General features: G+C 39.6%; 7 protein-coding genes. 2 read left to right on the top strand and 5 right to left on the bottom strand.

All coding sequences use genetic code 11. The features are described 5' to 3' along the window. Positions 1-161: 161 nt before the first annotated feature. Positions 162-1670 carry a coiled-coil domain-containing protein gene (locus tag NAT51_RS06870; protein WP_250596922.1) on the bottom strand — a complete coding sequence of 503 codons (1509 nt, stop codon included), beginning with the start codon at positions 1668-1670 and terminating at the stop codon, positions 162-164. Between the two features lie 253 nt (positions 1671-1923). Here NAT51_RS06870 and NAT51_RS06865 point away from each other — a divergent pair, with 253 nt between their 5' ends. Continuing rightward, on the top strand, positions 1924-2442 hold the full coding sequence (locus NAT51_RS06865) for a helix-turn-helix domain-containing protein (RefSeq protein WP_250596920.1): 519 nt from the start codon (positions 1924-1926) through the stop codon (positions 2440-2442). Positions 2443-2606: 164 nt separating this feature from the next. Here NAT51_RS06865 and NAT51_RS06860 read toward each other — a convergent pair whose 3' ends face one another. From NAT51_RS06860 to gcvP, 4 genes are all read right to left on the bottom strand, one after another. Continuing rightward, positions 2607-3296, bottom strand: coding sequence for a hypothetical protein (locus NAT51_RS06860; protein WP_250596918.1), 690 nt, complete (start codon positions 3294-3296; stop codon positions 2607-2609). Between the two features lie 301 nt (positions 3297-3597). After that, positions 3598-4656 (bottom strand): 3-oxoacyl-ACP synthase III family protein, encoded by a 1059-nt coding sequence (locus tag NAT51_RS06855; protein WP_250596916.1) that lies wholly within the window; start codon positions 4654-4656, stop codon positions 3598-3600. Positions 4657-4881: 225 nt separating this feature from the next. Beyond that, positions 4882-5262, bottom strand: a complete 381-nt coding sequence (locus NAT51_RS06850) for a group III truncated hemoglobin (protein ID WP_250596914.1) — start codon at positions 5260-5262, stop codon at positions 4882-4884. Between the two features lie 192 nt (positions 5263-5454). After that, complete coding sequence (gene gcvP / locus NAT51_RS06845; RefSeq protein ID WP_250596911.1) at positions 5455-8304, bottom strand: aminomethyl-transferring glycine dehydrogenase; 2850 nt, start codon at positions 8302-8304, stop codon at positions 5455-5457. Positions 8305-8553: 249 nt separating this feature from the next. Here gcvP and NAT51_RS06840 point away from each other — a divergent pair, with 249 nt between their 5' ends. Beyond that, positions 8554-14298, top strand: a complete 5745-nt coding sequence (locus tag NAT51_RS06840) for an alpha-2-macroglobulin family protein (RefSeq protein ID WP_250596909.1) — start codon at positions 8554-8556, stop codon at positions 14296-14298. Positions 14299-14316 lie beyond the last annotated feature (18 nt).

Here is a 14316-nt window from a genome sequence, read left to right as displayed (position 1 = left end):
ATAATATAAGATGCAAACTTATAAGTAGAGTATTTGCTGTTATAAACAGAGAAACACCATATATTAACACCTATAAATTTGCATCATAATTTTAATGCTATTTACTTGTTTTTTATCATAGAATGCGGAGCGAATGGGCAAATCACTGTTAGCAACAATCATTATGTAATTTCTTCATTTTCTTCATTTTTATCTTCGTCAATCGAAAGAATTCTATCTAAGTTTTGTTCAATTTTTTTTGATGCTTGTTCAACTTTTTGCTTCGCTTTTTTCTCTAAGAATCCTACAATTTTATCCATTCCTGGAATTTTTTCAAGTTTTTCAATTGAATTTTCAAGTTTGTTAGAATTCTCTAAAAGTTCTGAGACTGGATGGTCTGATTTATTGTAATCAGAAATAAGTTTTCCTGGATTTTCTGAATACATTTGTAGAAAATTTTGTAATAATTTAGTTTTCAGGTCATTTGACACATCATCATCGCCCAGATTTTTTATTTGTCCTGATAGACCTTCAAAAGTTTTGCTCAATACTTCTTTATGTGAATACTCTTCGATTAATCTTTTTGACAAATTCATTTTTTTACTTGAAGAAATAGATAGCCATAAAACGGGAATATACAATGGTAAAATTGCAATAACAATTTTAGGTACTCTATTAATTACAGTATCAAGTGGAGCATCATTTAACAAGGTCACAACACTAATAATGAAAGGTATTAGTGAAACACAAACCATTCCAATAATTCCATTGCCAAATTGAGTTTTATGTTTGTCATAAGCTATAACTTCTTCATTTTTCTTTCCTGAAAAAGCATGGCTTAATCCTGCGGTTAATGCATTGGGTAAAAGACCTTCTATTTTTTTATTCAATAGTCCATATTTTTCTTCCCACTCCGAAATAATATTTTTCCCCTTTTCGCTGAAAGTTTTTAAGAAATGATTAAAATTTTCACTTGTATTTTTTTCTAAATTTTCAAAACGTTCTTTTAAAATTACAATTTTCTCGTCTAAACCATCGTAAGTGTTTTCTAAATCATCTTTTAAACCATTTACAAATGTTTCTTCTCCGTTTTCTTCATCAATCTCAGTATAACCTAAAATTTGATCATAGAGTGTGTCAATTTCATTTTTCCTATTTGTAATGGACTTGATAAGTTGCGAAGATTTACTTTCATTGTCTTTAATTCTACTGATAATTATTTCAAAATCAGAAATTTCACCTTCAAAATCAGGATGGTTTGCATAAATTTCTTCAAATGAAGTTAATTTCTCATCAATTTCATTAATTCTGTCGAAAATTATGTTTTTAGAATTTTCTATTTCTTCTTTTCTTTCTTGTATAGTATCATATTCAGTTTTTAAATTTTCAAACTGCTCACTCAATAATTCTTTAATTGAATCTATATCACTTCTGGTTGAATGAATATTATTAAGAATGTCATTTATATCACCAAGTGTTTCTTGTGCTTTATTTCTAAATTCAGATGCTTTTTTTGAAGATTGTTTTGCTTCTTTTTCATATTCAGGGCTTCTTTTTTCGACTTCTTCAATCTCTTTTCTAATTTGTTTCAATGAGTCAATGATTTTAGAATGTGATTCATTGATTTTATTGGAATTATTTTCCAACTTTTTAATTCTGTCTAAAGTGTCTTTACTGTCAAAAATTCCCATTTGTTTCTTGTTTATTTCTTGTCGCAAACTTGCATCATGGACTGTTTTTAACTTTTTTTAAAAAACAGCTCCTGCTCCAAACCTACCCATTTCCCTCCACACCCACAATCCGTATAAATACTGAATTTGACCCCGTTACCAAAAAATAATTTTTCCAAAAAAGTAACACAAACTGTTACTAATTTTTATTTTTTTTCAAAAAAGGCACAACTCTTGTTACTTGTTTTGGAAAATGGAAAAAAAGTAACACATTATGGACAGAGGTGAAATCAAAAAAGAGTTGGGTTTAACCCAGGAAGAAATGGCAATGTTGCTGGGTGTTGCCCTTGGGCAGTGGAAGATGTACAAATCCGGCCAGCGGAGACTCCCGCCAAAACCCATGCAAAAACTAACAGCTTTATCACAAAACATCCAAATGGAAAAAGGAACGCCTGAAGAAATTTCAAAATTCTTATCAGATGAAGAACGGCAAACAAAAATGAAACTTAAAGACGATGCGCTTAAGATGGAAATCAAGATCAGCCGCATCCAAAAAGAAATAACCATTTTGGAAAACAACCGCTCCGAAGCTCTCGCTGCATTTCAAACCATAGCACAGTTAAGAAAGGAGGAAGTGCCCGATGAAGGACTCATTTTAATCATTAGGGACCGCGCCCTGAAAACACTCAACAAATACAACAGTTACAGTCTCGGGCAATTGCAACTCAAACTGCAGGGTTTTGAATTGATGAAGGCGGTGATCCAACAGAAAATTAAATTAGCCGGAGCGTAGAGACGCCATTCTTGGCGTCTCAAAAGGATAAAAAATAAAACCCTCCCGCTACCGAAAGGGTTTTATTATTGTTCCGGTGGCTGAGCGGAGCCGAAGCCACATCTCAGCTGACTTCGATACTTCGACAAGCTCAGCAACCATCTCAGTCACCGTTGCTCATCTCCCTAACACAACAGAAACCACAAGGTTGTGAAATCCAATTTCCCGTTTTTGAAATAAAACAAAAAGGCATCATCATGATCCTTTCCGGTTGGGATCCTGAATCTGAATAATGTAGGATCATCGGTTTCTTCCTTCTCAAGTTTCGGGAATAGTTTCCGGAAATTTTCGATGGTCGTATGCTTATCTAGAATGATGTTGGCTGAAATAATCTTGAACATATTCTTGTCGGCTTGGGCCGTGTCAAAAAGAACCACGTGGTTATTCGTAATGAACTGAACATTGTGGGTGTAAATACTGGTGATGCTACCGTCGAATTTTTCAAATGCCCCAGATTCTCTTTTTCCGTAGGTTTTGGTCATCCATTCTTCGTCAAGAAAGTCGAGCGGATTTCCGCACTCCCAAAGATCGGTTCGGGTAGAATCTGCTTTGCGGTAGATTTTTTCAAAATCAGTTTTGTCCAGCAATATTTTGTTGCCGTTCAGTAAAACATCTTCCATGGTCAGGAACGCAAGCGAATAAGTTTTGGAACCGACTTCAACCGGTTTCTCCTCAACTACAGTTTCCTGAGTTTCCTGTTTTTCTAAAGATGGTTTCGGATCTTCTTTTGAATCGGTTTCCTTGCAACTGAATAAGGCGAATAAAGCGAATAGTAGAGACGCCATGTATGGCGTCTTTATTGTTAATTTTTTCATTTGAAATTTTGAGATAATGATTACAGCCAAACCTAGTCATATAAATTTACCTACGCAACAATTGAATTAATTTCGTTGAGGTTAACCAATAAAAAAACCTCCCGGTTACAGAAGGTTTTCTTTTATGCTTATCGGTTGCTGAGATGGTTGCTGAGCTTGTCGAAGTATCGAAGCCACATTGCCGGTGACTTCGAGAGCCTCAGTCACCTTTGCTTTTTGTTGAGATTTTCTTAAAACTTATAACTAGCTACGCTCCGTTCGCTTGCGGCTCGACTCATAACTTATAACTTATAATTCATAACTAATAACGGTACACAATCGCATTAATATTCATTCCCGCGCCTACCGATGCAAAAATAACCACATCGCCTTTGTTCAGTTGTTGGTCATCGATTTCACCTTTCACGATCAAATCGTATAAAGTGGGAACCGTCGCCACGCTGCTGTTTCCCAGTTTGTGGATACTCATCGGCATCACACCGTCCGGAGGCGTTTGTTTGTAAAGGCGGTAAAAACGCTGGATGATTGCTTCGTCCATTTTTTCATTCGCCTGGTGTATCAGTACTTTTTTGACTTCCGAGATATCGATGCCGCTTTCGTTTAAACACGAAGCCATCGCTTTCGGAACCTGGCTCAAGGCAAACTCATATATTTTACGTCCGTGCATTTTGATGTAACGCACATCCGGGTCGTGGTCTTTATTAAAAGAATTTCCGAAGAATAAATAATACGCTTCATCATGTGTGAATGACGCCGATTCGTGGGCTAAGATTCCGCCTTCTTCATCGGTCGCTTCGATAATGGTTGCACCGGCACCGTCCGAATAAATCATCGAATCCCGGTCGTGAATGTCCACAACGCGCGATAAGGTTTCGGCACCAATCACTAAACATTTTTTAGCCATGCCGGCTTTGATGAATGCTTTCGCCTGAATCACACCTTCCACCCATCCCGGACATCCGAACAGCATGTCATACGCCACACATTTCGGGTTTTTGATGCGTAAATCAAATTTAACGCGGGTAGCCAGACTCGGTAAAAGATCCGTTTGAATGGCGCCGTGTTTTACATTTCCGAAATTGTGCGCAAAAATAATATAGTCGAGTTCTTCCGGATCAATGCCGGCATCAAGGATGGCTTTTTTGGCCGCGATGCTCGCAATGTCAGAAGTCAGCAAATCTTCAGTTACATACCTTCTTTCTTCGATTCCGGTAATGTCGTGAAATTTTTCGGTGATGGTTTCATTGGGTAATGGGAATGGAGTTCCGTCGTCATTTAAAAAAACATGCTTGGCGAAATCTTTATTCGTAACAATCTCGGTCGGGATGTAACTCCCCGAACCTGTAATTCGGATATTCATAAGTTCAGATAAGTTTACACTAAATTAACCATTATATTAATCTATTGGCAGTAATAGGGTTTATTTATTTTATTTTTGCCAAAAATATAAAGAAGAAGTTATAAAATTATTGATGTTGTTTTTATTTGGCTATTTTTTTTAAATAACTTAATTCGTTTTTACCCGATTTTTGAAGATTTTAAGGAAAGGAAAGAAAAAAATGGCGGATATAAAAAGCTGAGATGGTTAGCCTTTTCTGTTGTTTGCAATTTTGATCTGCATGACGGTAGCAATGCTAAGGGCTTGTGTTTTTATTTTTTCGGCTTTTTCGCCTTTGAACAACTCATTGACGGTGGCGTCAAAATAACCCAGCCAGATGTTGAAGAGTTCCGGTGTGAGGTGTTCTTTTTGGTCAATGTCCAAATGAATCTGAGCGAGATTGCCGGAATAGCCTCCGGTGCCTAAAACAGCCTGTGACCAGAAGGTAACCAATATAGGTAAGTGTTCTTCGATTTTAATTTTAACCACATCGGTAAATATATAACTGATCGCCGGATCGGCTAAAAGCTTCGTGTAAAATTGATCCAGTAAAAGCTGTAGGTCTTCCTGGTTTTCGATGTCTTTCATGGCGTAAAATTATAAAAAATTAAAACAACCGGTTTTGTTTGTCCGTCTGTTTGGAAGCTGTGGCAATTTCGTTTGTAAAAATCTTTTTGCCACAGCTTTTAATTGGCAAAATGGAATGCAAACAAAAAAGCCGAATGTCTGAGTTTTTTGGACTTTATGACATTCGACTTTTAAACGTTATGACTTATTTAATTAGTGTTCCATGTAGGCTTCGATTGGAGCACAAGAACAAACTAAGTTTCTGTCACCGTAAGCGTCGTCTACGCGGCGTACAGATGGCCAGAATTTATTGTCGTAAATATAATCAAGCGGATACGCTGCTTTTTCTCTTGAGTAAGGTAAATCCCAAGCATCTGAAGTTAACATCCCTAAGGTATGCGGAGCATTTTTCAACGGATTGTTTGTGTCTTCTGCATTGGCTTCCGTAATTTCTTTACGGATGGAAATCATTGCATCACAAAAACGGTCTAACTCGGCTAAGTCTTCAGATTCTGTCGGTTCAACCATTAAAGTTCCGGCAACCGGGAACGAAACCGTCGGTGCATGGAAACCGTAATCCATTAAACGTTTGGCGATGTCACCCACTTCAATGCCGTTTTGTTTGAACTCGCGGCAATCCAAGATCATTTCGTGGGCAGCACGTCCCATTTCCCCTGAATATAAAATCGGGTAGTGTTCTTCTAAACGCGCTTTCATGTAGTTCGCATTTAAAATTGCGTGCTCAGTCGCCGAACGTAATCCTTCAGCACCTAACATCGTGATGTATCCGTATGAAATCAAACAAACCAAAGCTGATCCGTAAGGCGCAGCAGAGATGGCAGAAATGGCGTCTTTTCCTCCAGTTGTTACAACCGGGTTGGTTGGTAAGAAGTCTACTAATTTTTCATTCACACAAATTGGTCCAACACCTGGTCCACCACCACCGTGAGGAATAGCGAATGTTTTGTGTAGGTTCAAGTGACAAACGTCGGCACCGATTGTTGCAGGATTTGTTAAACCTACCTGTGCATTCATGTTGGCACCGTCCATATATACCAATCCGCCGTTTTCGTGGATCAGTTGGGTAATTTCAATAATGGTCGATTCGTAAACACCGTGGGTTGAAGGATACGTTACCATCAAACACGATAAGTCAGCGGCGTGTTCAATAGCTCTTGCTCTTAAATCTTCTACGTCGATGTTTCCTTCCGGAGTGGTTTTGGTTACGATGATTTTCATTCCCGCCATTGCTGCAGAAGCCGGATTGGTTCCGTGAGCCGAAGAAGGAATCAAACATACGTTACGGTGACCTTCGCCGCGTGAAATGTGGTACGCACGGATCGCCATCAAACCGGCATATTCTCCCTGTGCTCCCGAGTTGGGTTGTAATGAAGTGCCTTTGAAACCGGTTACTACGTTCAATTGTTGCTCCAGTTTTTTCAGCATGGTCATATAACCTTGTGCCTGATCAGCCGGTGCAAATGGGTGGATGCTGTTCCAGTTTGGCATTGAAAGCGGTAACATTTCTGCTGCTGCATTCAATTTCATGGTACAAGAACCCAATGAAATCATCGAGTGGTTCAATGATAAATCCTTACGCTCTAATTTTTTGATGTAACGCATCAACTGGCTTTCCGAATGGTGGTTGTTGAATACGTCGTGTTGTAAGAAAGCTGAAGTTCTTACTAGATTATTTTGAATGCTGTTTTCAGTTGTCAGTTCAGAAACATGTACCGCCGATTTTCCTGCTGCTTCAGAGAAGATAGCGATAATCGTGTTGATGTCGGCAATTGAAGTGGTTTCGTTGAAAGAAATGGAAACACAATCTTTATTAGGGTAGAAGAAGTTGAATTCGTTCTTCTCTGCAATAGCTTTTACTTTTTCAGCATCTGCTTTTACCAGAAGGGTATCGAAGAAAGCAGAGTTCACCTGGTTGATTCCCAAAGAAGCCAATGCTTTTGCCGTAGTCGCAGCCGAAGCGTGAACTTTGTCGGCGATATATTGTAATCCTTTCGGTCCGTGGTATACGGCATACATTCCGGCCATAACCGCTAATAATACCTGAGCCGTACAGATGTTTGAAGTTGCTTTTTCACGTTTAATGTGTTGCTCGCGGGTTCCCAATGCCATACGTAAAGCACGGTTCCCGTTTACATCAACAGAAACTCCGATGATTCTTCCTGGCATTGAACGTTTGTATTCTTCTTTGGTAGCGAAGAAACCGGCGTGTGGTCCTCCGAATCCCATCGGGATACCGAAACGCTGTGTGGTACCAACCACAACTGCCGCTCCAAGTTCTCCGGGTGAAGTTAATTTAACCAACGATAAAATGTCGGCCGCAACCGCAACTTTAATTTCGTTTTCTGCTGCTTTTGCTATAAATTGGGAATAGTCATGAACCTGACCGAATTTCCCCGGATATTGTAAAATCGCTCCGAAATAATCAGCCGAGAAATCAAAATTTTCATGATTGCCTACAACTAATTCGATATTTAACGGAGTCGAACGGGTTTGTAAAATGGATAACGTTTGCGGTAAGATTTCTTCCGAAACGAAGAACTTGCTCACATTGTTTTTTTTCTGGTCACGTGTTCTTACGTCAAAAAGTAAAGCCATAGCTTCTGCAGCAGCCGTACCTTCGTCCAGTAATGAAGCATTTGCGATTTCCATTCCGGTCAACTCGATAACCGTTGTCTGGAAATTCAACAAAGCCTCTAAACGGCCTTGTGCAATTTCTGCCTGATACGGAGTATAAGCAGTATACCATCCCGGGTTTTCAAAAATGTTTCTTTGAATCACCGGCGGAACAACTGCCGGATGATAACCCAAACCGATATAAGATTTGAAAACTTTATTTTTTGCGCCTAACTGGGTAATATGGGTTAAGTACTCATATTCGGTCATGGCAGGGTCTAATTTGATATCTTCTTTTAAACGGATTCCATCAGGAAAAGTTTCGTAAAGCAATTGGTCCATATCGTTTACGCCAATCGTTTTGAACATGTGTTGTAGATCAGTTTCCCTCGGACCAATGTGTCTTAATGCAAATGCGTCTGTTCTCATTTTTCTTTGATAAATGCTATGTGTAAAGTTGTGTGTTTGAAATCAGTGGTTAGCAGTTGTTTTTTTCTGGCGTCATTGTTCTTTTTCTGCTGGAAATCATCGCTGTAACCGGCTGATTTTCGAGGAACAAAAATAGCTATTATTTGTATAAGAAAATCGTATTTAACGAAATTAATTTTAATGTTAAATTTCAGCAAAATCTTCTTACATTTACTACATAAATTTTTTTAAAAACATCTTTCACATTCTATGAAACTAACAAGGTTTATCGGGATTTTCCTGATTTTTTCCGTTCTTTTTTCCTGTGGTAAAAAAGCAGCCGATTTTGATTCTGATTTCGCGCTTTTCAAAAATCACATTTCGGCATTTACTTCCGGATTTGTTTCCGTTAAATCCGATGTCAGGGTGCAGCTCGCATTCAATAATCCTACCTGGAAGGTCAATCAGGAATTAGACAGTGATTTGTTGGATATTTCACCAAGTGTTGACGGTAAGGTTGTGGCTTTGTCACCGAATACCATTGCTTTCGTACCGGATGAAAAATTAGACCAGAATACCTTGTACCAGGTTTCATTGAAGTTGGACAAAATTACCAATGTCCCGAAAGAATTGTCGGAGTTCAATTTCTCCTTAAAAACAATCAAACAGGATTTTACGGTGACTACCGAAGATGTCCAGTCGACGGATAAGGAAATCTATTACCTGAACGGAACGTTGAAAACAGCCGATTTCCTGGAATTTGACGATGCTAAGGAGTTAGTGGAGTGCGGTCAGAACGGTGATGACCTGAAAGTGACTTTTGATAAAGACAACAGTTCAAACACCGAATTCAAATTCAGGGTGGAAGGAATCAAACGTTTCGATGATGCCAGTGAAATAACATTGGAGTGGGACGGTGATCCTGCCGATATCGACCGTGACGGGAAATCTAAAATTGCCATTCCGGCCAAAGGGGATTTCAAAGTGATGGATATCAAAATAGGAGACGAGAATAACCAATCGATTATGATTAACTTTTCCGATCCGTTAAAAAAAGACCAGGACTTTAAAGGGTTGGTGGCCATAGAAAATACGAGTGATGTGAAGTATGCCACGATGGGTAACGTACTGAAAGTTTATTTTAATAACCAGACTCCCGTACAGACCGATCAGGCAGTGGAAGTTATCGCAACAGAAATAGTTACGGAAACAGTTGATTCGGCTGCGGTAAGTGCTGCTGATGCCGCAAGTGCCGTAGATGAAACGTTTGATGCAGTTGACAGTGCGGCTGCGGCTGTTGATTCTGCAGCTGCTGCGGTTGCAGAACCTGTTGATGAAGTAGCAGAGGAAGAAGATTATGAAGAGGAATATGCGCAGCCTGCCGTAAGTGAAGTGAAAATGTCCGGGAATAAATTAGTTGAGGTATTTCAGGGAATCAAGAATATTTATGGGGATGAAATGACCAAAAATTATTCAAAGAGAATTGATTTCGATCCGATCAACCCTGCGGTTAAATTCGTTAAAAACGGAACGATCCTGCCAAGTTCGAATAACCTGAAAATTAATTTTGAAGCGGCCAATCTTAAAAAGCTTGACGTTAAAATCTATAAAATCTATAAAAACAATATCCTTCAGTTTTTACAGGATAATGAACTGAACGGTACGCGTGATCTCAAGAAGGTCAGCCAGCCGGTTGCTAAATCTACTTTGGAACTCAAACAAAATGAATTACTGGATTATACAAAGTGGAATACTTATGCGCTTGATCTGTCCAAAGTAATTACACCTGAACCGGGAGCCATTTACCGTGTGGAGTTTTCATTCAAGAAAAAGTATTCGTTATTTAAATGTGCCGAAGCAACAGACGGTGATAATGAAAATGAAGAGGAGGAAGTTGATGAAGACGATGTGAATTACAGCGAATCGGATTATGACTATTATTATGAGGAAGATTATGAATGGAGACAAAGTCAGGATCCCTGCACCGATTATTACTATTATAATACGAAAGTATCGACTAATATCCTGGCAACCGATTTAGGAGTAATCGCCAAAAGAGGAAACAATAAATCGGTGACGATTGCCGTAAGTGATATCGTTAGTACCGATCCTGTTTCGGGGGCAAAAGTGGAATTGTACAATTACCAACAGCAAAAACTGGCTTCGGCACTGACTGACGGTGACGGTATGGCGAATTTCGATCTGAAAAAGTATGCGTACTTTGCAGTTGTCACTAAAGGAAGCAACAGTACTTATGTGAAACTGGATGATGAACTGTCTTTGTCCGTCAGTAATTTTGATGTGTCGGGTGAAACGCTTCAAAAAGGATTAAAAGGATTTATTTACGGGGAAAGAGGTGTTTGGCGTCCGGGCGATTCCATCCATCTGTCTTTTATATTGAATGATAAGGCGAATAAGATTCCGTTGAACCATCCTGTGAAATTCCGTCTGAATGATCCAACCGGAAAAACAATTTACCAAACCATCCAGAAAGTAAATGACCTGAATCATTATAAATTCGGATTGGTTACCCAAAGCTCAGCCATAACCGGAAACTGGGAAGCAGTGGTAAGCGTGGGAGGTGCACAGTTTTATAAGAGTGTGAAGATTGAAACCATTAAACCGAACCGTTTAAAAATCAAAAACAGTTTTAATGAAGGAGTGCTTTCTGCTTCTAAAAAGAATACCAATACGGTTCAGGTGCTGTGGATGCACGGTGCCATTGCCAAAGATTTGAAAACGGAAGTCCAGGCCAAGTTCTCCCAACAGGTGACTACTTTTAAAGGGTACGATCAATATGTGTTTGACGATCCGACAAGAAATTTCTCAACGGAAGAAGTTAATGTGTATTCGGGTAAAGTGAATCAGGAAGGAAAAGTAAGTTTCCCGATCAATCCTTCATTACAGGGACACGCACCGGGTATGCTGAGTGCGGCTTTTATTACCAAAGTGTATGAAAACGGAGGTGACGTGAGTACCGATGTTTCTTCGGTTAAATATTCACCGTATCCGACTTACGTGGGTATCAAAACGCCGGAACCTAACAAGTATGGTTTATTGGAAACCGGAAAGGCGAATCATTATGAATTCGTGACGGTTGACGAAAAAGGAAGACCGAAAGCGGTAAGAGGACTGGAAGTTAAAGTGTACAAAATCGATTCACGTTGGTGGTGGGATGAATCCTCAGATAATTTATCTAGTTATAACACCGGAACATCAACAACAGCCTATAAATCATATGTTATCAATACTGATGCTTCGGGAAGGGGAAGTTTGAACTTCTCAGTTCCGGAACAGGATTGGGGACGTTATCTGATCCGTGCCATTGATCCTAATGACGGTCATGCTTCGGGACAAACGGTGTTTTTGGATTATCCGTATTGGTCGGAACGTTCTAAAAACACCGATGGAAAAGAGGCAACGATGCTTCGCTTCTCTACCGATAAAAAAGAATATGCTGTTGGCGAAACGGCTAAAATTTTCTTCCCATCAAGTGAAGGCGGACGTGCTTTGATTTCTGTTGAAAACGGATCGCGTGTGGTTAAAACGTTTTGGACCAAAACCAAAAAAGGAGAAACACAGTTTGATTTGAACATCACTTCTGAGATGGCTCCGAACGTATATATTAATGTAACGATGCTGCAACCGCATGCTTCGACCAAAAATGATTCACCAATCCGTATGTATGGTATTGTGCCAATCAGTGTAGTCGATAAGCAAACGGTTCTGGAACCACAAATTTCAATGCCTGATGTATTGAAACCGGAGCAGAAAGTGGCCGTAAAAGTGAGTGAGAAAAACGGGAAAGCGATGACTTATACGATTGCTGTTGTTGATGAAGGCTTATTGGATTTAACCCGCTTCAAAACCCCGAATGCCTGGGATAGTTTCTATGCCCGTGAAGCGCTGGGTGTGCGTACCTGGGATATTTACGATAATGTAATTGGCGCTTACGGTGGAAAAGTAAACCAGATTTTCAGCATTGGAGGAGATCAGGATGCCGGCGGTTCGCAATCTAAAAAAGCAAACAGGTTCAAACCGGTGGTGATGTATTTCGGGCCGTTTAAATTAGGTAAAGGGGATTCGAAAACACATCAGATCAAATTACCAAAATACATTGGTTCCGTGAAAACAATGGTGGTTGCTGCCGATGTTGATAACAGTGCTTATGGTATGGCCGAGAAAGTAACGGCCGTGAAAAGTCCGTTGATGGTATTGGCTTCTTTACCAAGAAAAATATCACCTTCGGAAAAAGTAACATTACCAGTGACTTTATTTGCCACTGAAAAACATGTGAAAAATGTGACGGTTCAGGTGAAAACCAATAGCGCCGTAAGAATGGCGGGACCTGCTTCGCAAAAAGTATATTTTGCAACACCTGATGAAAAAATGGCGTATTTCGATCTGGTCGTGGGCAACACAACCGGAATAGGGAAAATCCAGATTATTGCAACTTCAGGTGCTGAAAAATCGGTTTATGATGTTGAAATCGATGTTATGAACCCGAATCCTGTGACGACTGCGTTCACCGATGCAACCTTAGGCTCGGGAGGAAGTAAAACCATCAGCTGGAACAGTTTCGGAGTGGCCGGAAGTAATAAGGCGATGGTGGAAATTTCATCGATCCCGACCATCGATTTCGGAAGAAGACTGGATTATCTGATCCAATACCCACACGGATGTGTCGAACAAACAACATCTTCTGTATTCCCGCAATTATATTTAACCGATGTTATTGATTTGGATACCAGCAGAAAACAATCGATTCAGCGCAATGTGTCGGCGGCTATCGAAAGACTGACAAGCTTCCAGTTGGCTAACGGCGGATTCAGTTATTGGCCGGGAAGTCCTGAAGCAGATGATTGGGGCACCAGTTATGCGGGGCATTTCCTGATTGAAGCGGAGAAAAAAGGTTACGCATTGCCGGTTAGTTTCAAAAATAAATGGATTGCGTACCAGCAAAAAATGGCGAAACAATGGCGTTATGAAACGCAATACCAAAACGATCTGGGTCAGGCGTACCGTTTGTATACATTGGCTTTGGCGGGTTCTGCCGATTTAGCTTCGATGAACCGTTTACGGGAAACGAAGAAAATTTCGAATGAAAGTAAATTAAGACTGGCAGCCACTTATGCGGTGGTGAAACAAAATTCAGCCGGTTTGTCTTTATTGTCCAAAACAAATATTTCCGAAAACTATTCGCCATACTATTATTACAGTTATGGTTCTGAAGACCGTAACCGGGCAATGACACTGGAAACTTTGATTTTATTGGGGCAGAAACAGAAAGCATTTGCGATGGCGGTAACTTTGGCCAAAAACCTTTCTTCGGATAATTGGATGAGTACGCAAACGACGGCTTATTCATTATATGCGATGGCAAAATTTGCAAAATTCAATGGCGGAAAAGGAATTGATGTGCAGTACACTTCGGGTGGTAAAACAGTAAAAATCACTTCGACAAAAGCAATTGCACAGCGTAATTTGGTTGTGGGCGGAAAAGGAAATAAACTAACGATTAAAAACAATAAAAAGAATACGCTTTTTGTCCGTGTAATCAATAGTGGTATTTTACCGGTAGGTCAGGAGAAGGTGATGAGCAATAATGTTATGGCCAAAGTGACTTTCAAAGACCGTAAAGGAAATGTTGTGAACGTAGGTAAAATCAATCAGGGAACCGAATTGATTGCTGAGGTGGAATTAACGAACCAAAAAGGTGAATTTGTTCCGAATATTGCTTTGACACAGATTTTACCATCCGGGTTTGAAATTGTAAACACACGTTTCACCGATTATGGAAATGCAACCGAAAATCTTGCGGATTATATTGACATCCGTGATGACAGGGCCAATTATTATTTCGGATTGAAAGCAAGGGAAACACGGGTTTTCAAAATGCTGATTAATGCTTCTTATTTAGGTAAGTATTACTTGCCTGGTGTACAATGTGAGGCAATGTATGACAATAGTTTCATTGCCCGGAGCAAAGGACAGTGGATTGAAATTGTAAAATAAAGTTTTTTAAATCTGGCA

The organism is Flavobacterium amniphilum (assembly GCF_023634845.1).
Lineage (GTDB): Bacteria > Bacteroidota > Bacteroidia > Flavobacteriales > Flavobacteriaceae > Flavobacterium > Flavobacterium amniphilum.
This window is presented reverse-complemented; position numbering and strand designations above follow the sequence as displayed.